This window comes from Microbispora sp. NPDC049633 (assembly GCF_040675265.1).
GTDB lineage: Bacteria > Actinomycetota > Actinomycetes > Streptosporangiales > Streptosporangiaceae > Microbispora > Microbispora maris.
The window spans coordinates 1-14487 of record NZ_JBFAOO010000185.1 but is presented as its reverse complement, the minus strand read 5'-3'; the positions used below and the strand labels follow the sequence as shown (position 1 = coordinate 14487).

The following is a 14487-nucleotide window of genomic DNA, read 5'->3' as shown; positions in this document are numbered from 1 at the left end:
CGGCGGTCCCGCGCGCAGCGCCGCCGCGACCACGGACGCGGTGAGCAGGCCCATGCCCAGGCCGAGCCCGAGGAGCGCGGGGAGGAGCGCCGCGTAGGGGCCGGTGGGGGTGACCAGCCACAGGCAGGCGGCGCCGGACGCGCCGAGCAGCAGCCCGCCCAGCATCGGGAGCCGGGGTCCGAAGCGGGCGGCGAGCCGCCCGGTGAACGGCGCGCACAGCGCGAGAGGGGCGAACAACGGCAGCAGCATGACCCCGGCGGACAGGGCGTCGTGGTGGCGGACACCCTGGAGATACAGGGTGACGACGAAGACGATGCCGATCCCCACGAAGTTCATCAGGGCGGCGACGGCGTTGGCCCCGACGAAGCGGGAGTCGCCGACGACGGACGGCGGGAAGAGGGGCTCGGGAGCCCGGCGCTCCCACCAGGCCAGGGCGGCCGCACCGAGCACGGCGACCACGGCGGCTCCCGCCGTCTGGGCCGAGACGCCCGCGTGGCCGTACGCGATGGCGCAGTAGGCGAGGGCGAGCAGGGCGACGGCCGCGGCGAGCACCCCGGGGACGTCCAGCCGCCGGCCGGATGAGGGTTCGTCCCCGCGGACGCGGCGGAGGGTGAGCACGATGGCGACCACGACGACGGGCAGGTTGACGAGGAAGACCGAGCGCCAGCCGGCGAGGGTGACGAGCAGGCCGCCGAGCACCGGACCGCATGGCAGCGCCAGCGCGGACACGCCCGCCCAGATGCCGAGGGCGCGGGCCTGTTCGGCACGTTCCGGAAAGGTCCTGTCGACCACGGCGAGGGTGCTGGGCAGCAGCAGCGCGGCGGCGAAGCCCTGCAGGGCGCGGGCCGCGACCAGCGTGCCGATGCCGGGGGCGAGACCGCACAGCAGGGAGGCGGCGCCGAAGAGGGCGAGCCCGGCGACGGCGACGGTACGGTGTCCGATCCGGTCTCCCACGACGCCGGCGGCGAGCAGGCACGCGGCGAGCACGACCGTGTAGGAGTCGACGACCCACTGCATACCGGGCAGGCCGGTGCGGAGGTCCGAGCCGATGTGCGGCAAGGCGACGTTGACGACGGTCACGTCGAGTTGCACGAGGAACATGCCGGCGCACATCACGACGAGGACCGTCCGGCGCCCTCGGGGCGGGGCGCCCTGGCCGGTCGTGGGAGGAGGAGTTCCCGTCGATGACATACCTCATCGTTGCCCGCGGTGACTTCGGCCGGCGCCGAAGCGTGGCGGCACGCCGATCACATCGCCGCCTCGGCGGGGCCGGCTCCCGCCGCGAGCACGGATGGCGCGGTATTCGGGCCCCTGCCGCGCGGGCCGATACCGGCTCCCTCCTCAGGGATGGGCGCGGAGGGCCTCGAGGAGCCAGGCGAAGTCGTCCGCGTGGGACGGCTTGGGCTCCCGGCCGTTGATCACGGCCATGAGACGCCGGTAACGCTCGGCCTCGGTGAACAGGCCGGCCTCCAGACGCTCCCTGACGGCCGCCCGGCCGGCGGCGTCCATGTCGCCGAGCAGGCGGGCGACGACCTCGGCGGCCTCGGGCGATTGCGGGCGCACGCCTTTCTCGCGCGCCTCCCCGGCGGCCCAGGCGACCTTCTTGGCGAACCACATGAAGGCCCCCGGCTCCTGTCCCGCCCGGCCGCGGGTGTTCTGCTCCACCACCTCGCGCATGCGCCGCCGGAAGTCCGGGTCGCGCACGAGCCCGGCGAGCTCCACCCAGGCGTCCACCTGCTCGGGCGTGGGGTCGTCCGGCAGGTAGACCTCGGTGTGCCGCAGCCTGCGCCGCAGCTCGGGATCGGCGTCCAGGCCGCCGAAGACCTCGTCCGCGAAGTCCTCGATGATTCGCCGCCGTTCCTCGGCGGACAGCCGTGCCAGGTCGTTCAACCGTTTCATCTCCTCCGTGTCGGACCGCCGCCTCGCGACGGTGGCGAGCACCGCACGCCGGAGCCGCAGGGTGCGGATCTGCGCGTCCAGTGCGCTGACGTGGACGGCGGCGACCTCGGCCAGGGTGACCCTCCGCTCCAGCACCCGGCGTACGTCGTCGAGGCCGAGGCCGAGCTCGCGCAGCGTCTTGACGAGCTCCAGCCGGGCCACGGCGTCCGCGTCGTAGAGCCGGTAGCCTCCCTCGCTCCGCCCGGCGGGCGGCAGCGCGCCGACGTCCGACCAGTACCGGATCGTGCGCACCGGCAGCCCGGTGCGGCGCGAGAGCCGTCCGATGGTGAACAGCCCCTCGTCGTCGTCCATGGCCCCGAGTGTGGACCGTCCAGCGGCTGGAGACTCAAGCCCCGGTCCGTACGGCTTTCGCGGCGGACGCCCGAGTATCTAAGGTGTGGGGTGATCACTTGACGGCAGGAGGACCGGGTGAGCGAAGTACCGGTGGACGGTCCCGGCGAGGAGCACCGCCCCAAGCTCGACACGAGCGTGCCCCACTCGGCACGCATCTGGAACTACTTCCTGGGCGGAAAGGACCACTTCACCGTCGACCGCGAACTCGGCGAGCAGATCCGGCAGGCGTACCCCGGCATCGTGGACATCGCCCGGCAGTCGCGGGGCTTCCTCGGCCGTGCCGTACGGCACCTGGCGGGCGAGGCCGGCATCCGGCAGTTCCTCGACATCGGCACCGGCCTGCCGACCGCCGACAACACGCACCAGGTGGCGCAGCGGGTGGCGCCGGAGTCGCGGATCGTCTACGTCGACAACGACCCCCTGGTGCTGGTGCACGCCAACGCCCTGCTGACCAGCAGCCCGCCCGGCGTGACCGACTACATCGAGGCCGACGTACGCGAACCGGACAAGATCCTGCGGGGCGCGTCGAAGACGCTCGACTTCGGCGAGCCGGTGGCGCTCATGCTGCTGGGGATCATGGGCCAGGTGCTCGACGACGAGGAGGCGTACGGGATCGTGCGTCACCTCATGGACGCCCTGCCGTCCGGCAGCCATCTGGTGTTCGAGGACGGCACGAAGGTCGTCGCGCCCGAGGCGGCCGACGAGGCTGAGCGCATCCGCGCCGAGGGCGGCGACCCCTACCGGCTGCGGACGCCCGAGCAGTTCGCGCGCTTCTTCGACGGCCTCACGCTGCTGGAGCCGGGTGTGGTGTCGGTGTCCCGATGGCGGCCCGAGCCCAGCCCCTTCGGTGAGGCGCCCGAGGTCGACGCGCTGTGCGGCGTCGCCCGCAAGCCCTGAACCCTCACGAGAGCCCCGCACCCACGCGAACCCGCACCCACGGGCATCCTGAGCCTCACCCGCGCTCCGGCGTCGTCACCCGTCGCCATGGGTAGGAGTTCCAGGAGAGGAACGGGAGGCGGATGAGCGAGATCGGCGCGTTGCTCGACGCGCTCACGGACGCGATCAGCTCCCAGGACGAGGAGCGGGTGCTCCGCTGCTTCGGCACGCGGGCCGTCTTCGTCACGCCCGCGGGGGTGATGGAGGGCCACGAGCAGATCGGCTGGTATTTCCGGCAGCTCTTCACGGCGTTCCCCGACATGCACAACGAGACCACCACGCGAACCGTCCTCGGCGACACCATCGTCGTGGAGTGGACGTTCAGCGGCACCCACATCGGCGTGCTGCTGCTCCCGGGCGGAACGGAGATCACGGGCACCGGCCGCCGCGTGGTCCTCCCGGCGGCGGGCGCCTACACGATGGGCGACGACGGCGTGTTCGCCAGCGGGCGGGTCTACTACGACCAGTTGACGTTCTACCGCCAGACGGGGTGCGACCTGCGTCTGCGCCGGACCGCCTGATCTCTCCATACTGGAGCGTGGACTCCGGCCCGCCGCTGCGCGACATCGGCTGCTTCGCCGCCGTCGCCCGGCATCTCAGCTTCTCCCGTGCCGCCGCCGAACTGGGCGTCTCCCAGCCCGCCGCGAGTCAGGCCGTCGGCCGTCTCGAGCGCGCGCTCGGGGTCCGCCTGTTCGACCGGACGAGCCGGGAGGTCCACCTGTCACCGGCCGGCAAGGCGCTGCTGCCGTACGCCGAGGCGTTGCTGGAGTCGGCGGCCGCCTTCTCTGCCGAGGCGAAACGGCTCGCCGCGCCGGAGGGCGACGGTGTCCGCCTGGCCTATCCCCCGCTCGCCGGCGGCCTCGCCGCGCGGATCGCCCGCCGGATGGCGCGCCGCGAGCCTCCGGCCGAGGTGGAGCTGCGCCCGGCCGGCCGCGCCGCCGCCGTCGCGGCCCTCGCCGCCGGCGAGGTGACCGCGGCCATCCTCGCCGCGCCCTTCCCCCGGGAGCTGACCACGGTCGCTCGTTTCCACGTGCCCGTCGGCCACCTGGCCGTACCGGCCGGGGACCCGCTCGCCGGCCTGCCCCGCCTGCAGCCCGAGCGGCTCGCGCGGCATCGCGTGCTGATGCCGCGTGAACGCCCGCCCGGCGGGGTGTGGGCACGGCTCGCCGCCCGCGTCGGACCGCACCGGCAGCACGTGGTGGCCGACGAGATCGACGACTTCGCCGCCGCGCTCGACCTGGTCGCGGCCGGCGTCGGCCTGCTGCCCACTCCGCTCCTGGTGGTCACCTCCGTCCGCAGGGACGACGTCGCATTCGTCCCCCTGGACGCGGGCGACCTCCGCCTGACCTACGCGCTCGCGTGGCGGGGCGAACGTGTGTCGCCCGGGTTGATGGCCCTCGTGCGGACGGCACAGGAGTGCCTGTGGACGAGGTAGACCGCACGCCCAGGCGGTGACCCAAGGTGATCGGCGCGTGGCGGACCGCGGTCGGCGAGAAAGTTTCACGTGGCCTCCAGGAATTCGGCGGACCGTCCGTCCAAAGAAGCGGCAGGTGACCGAGGTGCCGTCCCGCACTCGCCGACACCTCGTGGCAACAAGCTGACGCAGAATTACTTGAAGCCTTGACTAGCGGCACCCATATAAGCAATCTTGGAACTACGCCGCCCGACGCGTATTCGCTGCTGAATAAGCGAGGCGCGGCCACCGTGGTCCATGGGCGAAACACCGCAGCATCAACGACGATGCCGCTCGTTCCAGGCTTTGACCAGGGAATCCGCCTCTTTGGGCGCAGTCCCGCGCGGCTTCCCGCCGCCGGACGTCCAATTCGCCGACAATGTGAGCCACGGGACGGCGGAAATGACGGCCGGTTTACTGCTCTCTGACTCTCGATAGGCGACGGCCGGAGTTTTCCCTTTCTCTTTCGCCGGTGATTTCCGGCGCGTTTCCATGGGGCCGGCCCCGATCGCGACCACGCGTACGCGGCCGGCCCACCCGGCAGGCACGACAAGAAGGTGATCACATGAAATCGGACCAGATCCGCGGACCAGTCCTCTCGCTGTTCCGCATCGTGACGGGACTGCTGTTCGTCTGCCACGGCGCGGCGACGATCTTCGGCGTGCTGGGCGGCAACCGGGGAACCGGCCAGGCCGTGCCGTTCGGCACGTGGCCGAGCTGGTGGGCGGCGGCCATCCAGCTGGTGTTCGGGGCGCTCGTCCTCGCCGGGCTGCTCACCCGTGTCAGCGCGCTGCTCTGCTCGGGCTCGATGGCGTACGCCTACTTCGTGGTCCACGCACCGCAGAACCTGTTCCCGCTGCAGAACGGCGGTGAGGCGGCGGCCATGTTCTGCTGGTCGTTCTTCCTCATCGCCGTCTTCGGGCCCGGCGCCTGGGCGCTGGACACGCTGATCCATCGGATGCGGCACCACGACGTCGAGACGTACTCACCCGCCCCGGTGCAGGCGTAGCCGGGCGAGCCGCCGTCCCGCCGGCTGTCGTCCCCGCCGGCGGGGCGGAGAGCTGAAAGTTTCAGCTCCGCGACGTGCCCCCGACCGCTTTGACCTGGCCGTACGGGTCCGTGACCGGAGCGTGCTTGGATCGCGCCACCTCGCGTACGCACCATCCGGGCGGGAGCCCTCCCGAGATCGTCCCGCCCGTTCCGGGGCGGCCCCGCACGCCCGGGGCCGGCCCGACGTCCTTCCGAGGGGCACGTGATGCGACTACCGCGACGGCTGCTGAGCGCGAGCACGGCGACCGCACTGGCCGGCGCCCTGCTGGCCGTCACCTCGACCTCCACCCCCGTCTCGGCCGCCTCCTTCAACTACGGCGAGGCGCTGCAGAAGTCGTTCCTGTTCTACGAGGCACAGGAATCGGGGCACCTGCCGTCCGGCAACCGGGTGACCTGGCGGGCCGACTCGACCGTCAACGACGGGAAGTCCGCGGGAGTGGACCTGTCCGGCGGCTTCTACGACGCCGGCGACCACGTGAAGTTCGGTTTCCCGATGGCCTCCATGACCACCACCCTGGCCTGGGGCGGCGCGGACTACCGGGCGTCGTACGAGCGCTCGGGCCAGTTGCCGTACCTGCTGCGCACGCTCCGGCAGTCGAACGACTACTTCATCCACGCCCATCCCGAGCCGAACGTCCTGTACGTCCAGGTCGGCGACGGCGGCGAGGACCACTCCTACTGGGGCGCGCCGGAGACCGTCGAGGCCAAGGGACACAAGCGGCCGGTCTACAAGATCACCGCGTCGTGCCCGGGCACCGACGTCGCCGCCGAGACCGCGGCCGCGATGGCCGCCTCGTCGGTCGTCTTCCGGCCGACCGACCCGGCGTACGCCGACACGCTGCTCACCCACGCCAAGCAGCTGTTCACGTTCGCCGACACGACCAAGGGCACGAACGGCCGCGACACGGCGTACGTGAACTGCGTCAGTGCCGCGCAGGGCTTCTACAACTCCACGGGCGAGGGCGGCCAGGTCGAGGGCGCCACGAAGATGTACTGGGACGAGCTGGCCTGGGCCTCCGTCTGGCTCTACCGGGCCACCGGCACCGCGAGCTACCTCACCCGGGCGCGCGAGTTCTACCCCAAGATGGGCACGCAGGAGGACCCGGGGAGCAACGGCGCCCAGGTGCCGGTGTTCAACTTCGGCTTCGGCTGGAACGACAAGCAGTACGCCGTCTACGAGCAGATGGCCGAGCTGACCGGCGAGCAGAAGTACAAGGACGACGTCCAGCGCTACCTCGACTACTGGACGGTCGGCTACAAGGGCAAGAAGGGCACGGTCACCCCGGGCGGCCTCGCCTACATCTTCTACTGGGCCTCGCTGCGCATGGCCGCCAACACGGCCTTCGTCGCGATGAGGTACGCCGACTTCCTCGGCTCCGGCGACCCGCTCTACGCGCGCTACCACGACTTCGGCAAGCGCCAGGTCGACTACGCGCTCGGCGACAACCCGCGCCGCTCCAGCTACATGATCGGCTTCGGGACCAACCCGCCGCGCAACCCGCACCACCGCGGCGCGCACGGCGCCTGGACCAACGCCGGCCCCGACGGCGAGCCCGCCGTCAGCAGGCACATCCTGTACGGCGCCCTCGTGGGCGGCCCGGACGGCGCCGACGCCTACACCGACAGCCGCGGCGACTACGTGAAGAACGAGGTCGCGCTCGACTTCAACTCCGGCATCACCAGCTCGCTCGCCGTCCTCTACGGCAAGTACGGCGGCTCTCCCCTGGCCACGCTGCCGCGCGAGACCCCCGACGGCCCGGAGTTCTACCTGGAGCCGACGATCACCCATACGACCCGGGAGACGGCGGCCAAGACGTACGTCATCAACAAGTCGGCCTGGCCGGCGACCGTGCTCGACAAGGCGAAGTTCCGCTACTACTTCACGCTCGACGGCTCGACGACGGCGAGCCAGGTCACGGTGAGCACGTCCTACACGCAGTGCAAGCAGCCCACCGGGCCGCACCCGCTGGAGGGGCGCACCTACTACGCCGAGGTCGACTGCACCGGGACGCTCATCTTCCCGGGCGGCCAGTCGGAGTTCCGCCGCGAGGTGCAGCTGCGCATCGGCGTCGCCGACGGCGCGGCCTGGGACCCGTCCAACGACTGGTCGGCCAAGGGCGCCGACCACATGACCCTGTACGGCAACGACGGCCGCCTCATCTGGGGCACGGCGCCCGGCGCCGAGCCCTCGCCCAGCCCGTCGCCGTCCCCCTCCCCCAGCCCGTCGCCGTCGTCCTCGCCTTCTCCGGTGGACACCACGCCGCCGACCCAGCCCACGAATCTGCACGTGTGCGATTTCCACATCCAGGACGCGGTCCCCATGTGCTGGACCGCCTCGACCGACGACTCCGGATACGTCGAATACGACGTCTACATGCAGCGGGGCACCGAATTCGTCAAGTTCGGGTCGACCACGAAACCGATCTACTACGCGGGCGGCCTGCGGCCCGGGAACCAGTACACCTTCTACGTGGTGGCCAGGGACGCGGCCGGCAACACCAGCCAGCCCTCGGCCACGCTGACCGCGACCGCCCAGAGCGGCATGCAGAGTCCGTCACCCTCACCGAGCCCGTCTCCGTCGCCCAGCCCGTCGCCGTCGCCGTCCCCCTCGCCCGGCGCCGGGTGCACGGTGACGTACGCGGCCAACGACTGGGGCGGCGGGTTCACCGCGACCATCACGATCGCCAACACCGGCACCACCGCGATCAACGGCTGGACCCTGAAGTTCACCTTCCCCGGCACCCAGAAGATCAGCCCACCCGGCTGGTCGGCCACCTGGACCCAGACCGGCACCAGCGTCACCGCCGTCAACCTCGACTGGAACAAGACCATCAACCCCGGCCAGTCCACCCAGATCGGCTTCCAGGGCACCTACACCGGCGCCAACCCCAAGCCGGCCGCCTTCACCCTCAACGGCACCACCTGCTCCTGAGACGAGGCCCCCGATGAGACTGCTGTCCCTGGGCGGGGTGGCCGCCGTGCTGGCCGCCCTGCTCGTGCCCGGGTCCACGCCCGCACAGGCCGCGGGGTCGTACGACTACACCGAGGCCCTGCAGAAGTCGATCTACTTCTACGAGGCGCAGCAGTCGGGCAGGAAGCCCGGCTGGAGCCGCGTCGAATGGCGCGGCGACCGCACGCTGAACGACGGCAAGGCGGCCGGGGTGGACCTGTCCGGCGGCTGGTACGACGCGGGCGACCACGTCAAGTTCGGCTTCCCGATGGCGTTCACCACGACGATGCTGGCCTGGGGGGTGGTCGAGAACCGGTCCGGGTACGGCACGCAGCTCACGCCCATGCTGAACAACCTGAAATGGGCCACCGACTACCTGATCGCCGCCCACCCCGAGCCGGAGACGTTGTACGTCCAGGTGGGCGACGGCAGCGTGGACCACGCGTACTGGGGGCCGCCCGAGGTGATCGACATCAAGGGCATGTCGCGGCCCGTCTACAAGATCACGCCGACCTGCAAGGGCACCGACGTCGTCGCCGAGACGGCCGCCGCGATGGCGGCCTCCTCGATGGCCTTCCGCCAGACCGACGCGGCGTACGCGGACACGCTGCTGACCCACGCCAGGCAGCTGTTCACGTTCGCCGACACGACCAAGGGCACGAACGGCCAGGACACGGCGTACACGAGTTGCGTGCCGGGCATCTCCGGCTACTACAACTCGACCTGGGAGGGCGGCGCCGACCACCCCGGCGCGACGAAGATGTACTGGGACGAGCTGGCCTGGGCGGCCGTGTGGCTCTACCGGGCCACCGGCACCGGGAGCTACCTGGACAAGGCCCGCGAGTTCTACCCGAAGATGGGCAGCGAGCCCGACGTGGGCCAGGGCGCGGGCGGCACGACCGTGCCCGCCTACACCTTCGGGCTGGGGTGGAACGACAAGGAGTACGGCGTCTACGCCCTGATGGCGACGCTCACCGGAGAGCAGAAGTACGCCGACGACGTCCGGCGTTACCTCGACTACTGGACGGCCGGCTACAAGGGCAAGAAGGGGCCGGTCACCCCCGGCGGCCTGGCGTACATCTTCAACTGGGCCTCGCTGCGCATGGCGCTGAACACCGCCTGGGTGGCCCTGGTCTACGCCGACCACCTCGGGCCCGCGGACCCGCTCTACGCGCGCTACCACGACTTCGCCAAACGGCAGGTCGACTACGCGCTCGGGGACAATCCCCGCCGCTCCAGCTACATGGTCGGCTTCGGGAGCAATCCGCCCACGCACGTCCACCATCGCGCGGCCAGCGGCCAGTACCTCGGCTACATGAGCGACACCGCCGGCCCGAACCTGCACGTCCTGTACGGCGCGCTCGCCGGCGGCCCCGACCAGGCCGACGCCTACACCGACAGCCGTACGGACTACGTCCGCAACGAGGTGGCGATCGACTACAACTCCGGCATCACCAACGTGCTCGCGCGATTCGCGAAGGAGTACGGCGGGACGCCCGTGGCGAACTTCCCCGCGCCGGAGGAGAAGTACGCGGAGATCCGCGCCGATACCGGCAACGTCTACACCGGCGTGGACGGCACGTCCATGACCGTCACCATCACCAACACGTCGAACTGGCCACCGCGCGTCCTCCAGTCGGGCAAGGCGCGTTACTACTTCACACTCGACGGCTCCACCTCGATCTCGCAGGTGAAGGTGACCGGCGGCGACAGCAGCGGCTGCGCGGTCAGCGGGCCGGCGCCCGCGGGGGACCGCACCTACTACGCCGAGGTCGACTGCACCGGCAGGCCGATCTACCCCGGCGACGCCCAGCTCTACAAGCGGGGCACGCAGCTGCGGATCTCGGTGCCGAACGGCGCGACCTGGGACCCGGCCAACGACTGGTCGGCGTCGGGGGCCTCCCACGTGCCGGTGTACGACGGTGACACGCTGGTCTGGGGCACCCCGCCCGGCGGCATCGCCTCCCCCTCGCCGTCCCCCTCCCCCTCGCCGTCCCCCTCCCCCTCGCCGTCTCCCTCCCCCAGCCCGTCGCCGTCGTCCTCGCCTTCTCCGGTGGACACAACGCCGCCGAGCGCGCCCACCGGGCTGCGGGTCTGCGGGGCGGACTTCGCGAACGCGGTGCCGATGTGCTGGACCGCCTCGACCGACGACACCGGGGTCGCGGGTTACGACGTGTACATGAGGCAGGGCACCGGCTACACCAAGATCGGCTCGTCGGCGACGACCCTCTACGTCGCGGAGAGGCTGGTCGCCGGCACGAGCTACACGTTCTACGTGGTGGCCAGGGACGCGGCCGGCAACACCAGCCAGCCCTCGGCCACGCTCACCGCGACCGCCCAGACCGGCCTGTCCTCCCCCAGCCCCTCGCCCAGTCCGTCCCCCTCCCCCAGCCCGTCGCCGTCCGCGTCGGCCGGCGCCGGCTGCACGGTGACGTACGCGGCCAACGACTGGGGCGGCGGGTTCACCGCGACCATCACGATCGCCAACACCGGCACCACCGCGATCAACGGCTGGACCCTGAAGTTCGCCTTCCCCGGCACCCAGAAGATCAGCCCACCCGGCTGGTCGGCCACCTGGACCCAGACCGGCACCAGCGTCACCGCCGTCAACCTCGACTGGAACAAGGCCATCAACCCCGGCCAGTCCACCCAGATCGGCTTCCAGGGCACCTACACCGGCGCCAACCCCAAGCCGGCCGCCTTCACGCTCAACGGCACCACCTGCTCCTGATAGCCGCTCACGGCCCGGCGCGTTCCCCGATGCGCCGGGCCGCCCCAATCGGAAAGGTGAACCACATGCCCGTCAAGGGTCTCCGTCCGGTCGCAGCGATCCTGGGCGCCGGCCTCGCGCTCGCCGCCTCCGCCGCGCCCGCCGCGGGAGCCGCGGACACCACCCCGCCCAGCGCTCCGGGGACGCTGTTCCACTGCCCACTGCCCGCCGCGTCCGGGTCGGGCCTCGGCATCGGCGTGTCGCTGTGCTGGGGCGCAGCGACCGACGACGTCGGAGTGACCGGCTACGACGTCCAGATCAAGCAGGACGGCGTCTTCACCACCGCGCGCACCACGACCGGCATCGGATCCATCGTCAGCGACCTCACCCTGGGGCAGTCGTACACGTTCCGGGTCGTCGCCAGGGACGCGGCGGGGAACGCCGGCCCGGCGTCCAACCAGGTGACGGCGACCGCGAACTATCTCAGCGGCATGCCGCCGTCCAGCCCCCCGCCCAGCCCGTCCCCGCTCGACCGGACCCCGCCGACCCGTCCGGAAGGGGTGGGGCCGTCCAACGTCTACATCAACGGGGCGGCCGGCCTGACGTGGACCCGCTCCACAGACAACGTGGCGGTCTCCGGCTACGACGTGTACGCCTGGATCGACGGCGCCTTCAGCCGGGTGCCGGCCCAGGTCTCCGCGCAGACCGGCGACACGGTCCTCGCGATCGTGGGCGACCTCACCCCCGGCCGCGACTACCTGTTCTACGTCGTGGCGAAGGACGCCGCCGGCAACCTCAGCGCGCCCTCCGACCTGGTCCGCCAGCGTGCCATGGTCGAACCTCCCGCCGCCAGCCCCAGCCCCGGGACCGCGACCGACACCACCCCGCCCGGCACGCCGACCGGTCTGAGCGCCGGCGGCGGCCTGCCCATACCCGGCGGGATCTTCCTGTCCTGGAACACCGTCTCCGACAACAGCGGCGTCCCACCCCGCTACGACCTGTTCCGGCGGACCGACCACGGCTACGCCTACGAGGGCGAGAACGCCACCCCCCGCGACATCGTCAACGGCCTCGAAGGCGGCAAGTCGTACACCTTCCAGGTCGTCGCACGCGACGCCGCCGGCAACCTGAGCAACCCCTCGGCGCCGTACACCGCCGTCGCGCAGTCCGAGGAGGAGGAGCCCGCGCTCTCCTGCGACGTCTCCTACAGCGCCCACACCTGGCCCGGCGGCTTCCTCGCCAACGTGCAGATCACCAACACCGGCACGACCGCCGTCGACGGATGGAAGCTGGCCTTCTCCTTCCCGCTCAGCACCCAGCGACTCGACTACGGCTTCTCGGCCGTGTGGAAGCAGACGGGCAGCGAGGTCACCGCCGAGAACGCCGCGTGGAACAAGACCATCAAGCCCGGTCAGTCGCTGTACATCGGCTTCAACGGCATCCAGACGGCCGGCAACCCCTCCCCTGCCGCCTTCACCCTCAACGGCACCACCTGCTCGTGATCCCCCAACCCACGGCCCGGCGCGCCCCGCACGCGCCGGGCCGCCCTCACAGGAAGGTGAATCACATGCACGTCCTGGGTCTCCGCACGGCCGCCGCCCTGCTGGGCGCCGGCCTCGCGCTCGCCGCGGCGGCCGTACCGGCCTCCGCCGCCTCGGCCGACACCACACCGCCCGCGGCGCCACCGTGGATCTCGTCCTGCCCGGTCCCGTCGGCGCCCCCGGCCCCCGTTCCCACGCCCAAATCCACTCCCACGACCGCCCCCAAGGCGACCGTGCCGCTGTGCTGGGGCCGCGCGCTCGACGACGTGGGCGTCGTGAGCTACGACGTGCAGATGAAGCAGGACGGCGGGTTCGTCACGATCCAGAGCACCACCTTCACCGGCGTCTCGGTCGGATCTCTCGTCAGCGGGCAGAGCTACACCTTCCGCGTCATCGCCAAGGACGCGGCGGGGAACGCGAGCCCGCCGTCGGCCGAGTACACCACCGTCGCGACGGTCTACACCGGGACGGCGTCGCCCAGCCCCGCCGCGTCGCCGACGACCCCCGACCGGACCCCGCCCACCCGTCCCGGGGATGTGCAGCCGTACGCCGCCTACGTCAACGGGGCGGCCGGCCTGACGTGGACCCGCTCCACAGACAACGTGGCGGTCTCCGGCTACGACGTGTACGCCTGGATCGACGGCGCCTTCAGCCGGGTGCCGGCCCAGGTCTCCGCGCAGACCGGCGACACGGTCCTCGCGATCGTGGGCGACCTCACCCCCGGCCGCGACTACCTGTTCTACGTGGTGGCCAAGGACGCCGCCGGCAACCTCAGCGCGCCCTCCGACCTGGTCCGCCAGCATGCCATGGTCGAACCTCCCGCCGCCAGCCCCAGCCCCGGGACCGCGACCGACACCACCCCGCCCGGCACGCCGACCGGCCTGACCATCCTGGGCGGCATGTCCGTGCCCAACGGGATCGCCCTGGGGTGGAACACCGTCAGCGACAACAGCGGCCTCCCACCCCGCTACGACCTGTTCCGGCGGACCGACCACGGCTACGCCTACGAGGGCGAGAACGCCACCCCCCGCGACATCGTCACCGGCCTCGAAGGCGGTCGCTCGTACACCTTCCAGGTCGTCGCCCGCGACGCCGCCGGCAACCTGAGCACCCCCTCGGCCCCCTACGCGGCCGTCGCGCAGGCCTTGCCGCCGGCTGCCTACTGTGACGTCTCCTACGTCACGCAGACCTGGCCCGGCGCCTTCAACGCCAGCGTGAAGCTGACCAACACCGGCACCACCGACATCGACGGATGGACGCTGGCCTTCTCCTTCCCGCTCACCACCCAGCGAGTCGCCTCCGGCTTCAACGCCAAGTGGACGCAGACCGGCAGCGACGTCACCGCCGAGAACTTCCTGTGGAACAAGACCATCAAGCCCGGCCAGTCGTTCTCCATCGGCTTCAACGGCAGGCAGACGGCCGGCAACCCCTCCCCGTCCTCCTTCACCCTCAACGGCCGCCCCTGCACGACGTCCTGATGCGACAGCCGAGATCCTGACCGTCCCCCGCGGCCCGGCCGTCCCTCGATGGGCGCGCCGGGCCGCGGGCATCCCCC

At 71.6% G+C, this 14487-nt stretch carries 10 protein-coding genes; 8 read left to right on the top strand and 2 right to left on the bottom strand.

Translation table 11 applies throughout. The features are described 5' to 3' along the window. The coding region (locus AB0J39_RS31900) for an MFS transporter (RefSeq protein WP_363471571.1) at nt 1–1101 on the bottom strand (1101 nt) is incomplete at its 3' end. Between the two features lie 240 nt (nt 1102–1341). Further along, the gene (locus AB0J39_RS31895) at nt 1342–2250 is read right to left on the bottom strand and encodes a MerR family transcriptional regulator (RefSeq protein ID WP_363471569.1); all 909 of its coding nucleotides are present in this window, start codon (nt 2248–2250) and stop codon (nt 1342–1344) included. Nucleotides 2251–2367: 117 nt separating this feature from the next. Here AB0J39_RS31895 and AB0J39_RS31890 point away from each other — a divergent pair, with 117 nt between their 5' ends. The 8 genes from AB0J39_RS31890 (at nt 2368) to AB0J39_RS31855 (ending at nt 14410) form a co-directional block, all read left to right on the top strand. After that, a complete protein-coding gene (locus AB0J39_RS31890) occupies nt 2368–3189 on the top strand; it encodes an SAM-dependent methyltransferase (protein WP_363471567.1) in 822 nt (273 codons plus the stop codon). Nucleotides 3190–3311: 122 nt separating this feature from the next. Next, nucleotides 3312–3749 (top strand): nuclear transport factor 2 family protein, encoded by a 438-nt coding sequence (locus AB0J39_RS31885; RefSeq protein ID WP_363471565.1) that lies wholly within the window; start codon nt 3312–3314, stop codon nt 3747–3749. Nucleotides 3750–3766: 17 nt separating this feature from the next. Further along, nucleotides 3767–4663 (top strand): LysR family transcriptional regulator, encoded by an 897-nt coding sequence (locus tag AB0J39_RS31880; RefSeq protein ID WP_363471564.1) that lies wholly within the window; start codon nt 3767–3769, stop codon nt 4661–4663. 583 nt (nt 4664–5246) lie between these two features. Further along, nucleotides 5247–5690 carry a DoxX family protein gene (locus AB0J39_RS31875; protein ID WP_363471562.1) on the top strand — a complete coding sequence of 148 codons (444 nt, stop codon included), beginning with the start codon at nt 5247–5249 and terminating at the stop codon, nt 5688–5690. Nucleotides 5691–5936: 246 nt separating this feature from the next. Further along, the gene (locus tag AB0J39_RS31870; RefSeq protein ID WP_363471560.1) at nt 5937–8663 is read left to right on the top strand and encodes a glycoside hydrolase family 9 protein; all 2727 of its coding nucleotides are present in this window, start codon (nt 5937–5939) and stop codon (nt 8661–8663) included. Nucleotides 8664–8676: 13 nt separating this feature from the next. Next, the gene (locus AB0J39_RS31865) at nt 8677–11412 is read left to right on the top strand and encodes a glycoside hydrolase family 9 protein (protein WP_363471558.1); all 2736 of its coding nucleotides are present in this window, start codon (nt 8677–8679) and stop codon (nt 11410–11412) included. A 65-nt stretch (nt 11413–11477) separates the two neighbouring features. Further along, nucleotides 11478–12893, top strand: coding sequence for a cellulose binding domain-containing protein (locus AB0J39_RS31860; protein WP_363471556.1), 1416 nt, complete (start codon nt 11478–11480; stop codon nt 12891–12893). Nucleotides 12894–12958: 65 nt separating this feature from the next. After that, nucleotides 12959–14410 (top strand): cellulose binding domain-containing protein, encoded by a 1452-nt coding sequence (locus AB0J39_RS31855; protein WP_363471554.1) that lies wholly within the window; start codon nt 12959–12961, stop codon nt 14408–14410. The last annotated feature ends 77 nt before the right edge of the window (nt 14411–14487 follow it).

Coding starts and splice junctions, on each gene's coding strand:
- AB0J39_RS31895 (WP_363471569.1), bottom strand. CDS start 2,250: ATGGACGACGACGAGGGGCTGTTCACCATCGGACGGCTCTCGCGCCGC.
- AB0J39_RS31885 (WP_363471565.1), top strand. CDS start 3,312: ATGAGCGAGATCGGCGCGTTGCTCGACGCGCTCACGGACGCGATCAGC.
- AB0J39_RS31875 (WP_363471562.1), top strand. CDS start 5,247: ATGAAATCGGACCAGATCCGCGGACCAGTCCTCTCGCTGTTCCGCATC.
- AB0J39_RS31870 (WP_363471560.1), top strand. CDS start 5,937: ATGCGACTACCGCGACGGCTGCTGAGCGCGAGCACGGCGACCGCACTG.
- AB0J39_RS31865 (WP_363471558.1), top strand. CDS start 8,677: ATGAGACTGCTGTCCCTGGGCGGGGTGGCCGCCGTGCTGGCCGCCCTG.
- AB0J39_RS31860 (WP_363471556.1), top strand. CDS start 11,478: ATGCCCGTCAAGGGTCTCCGTCCGGTCGCAGCGATCCTGGGCGCCGGC.
- AB0J39_RS31855 (WP_363471554.1), top strand. CDS start 12,959: ATGCACGTCCTGGGTCTCCGCACGGCCGCCGCCCTGCTGGGCGCCGGC.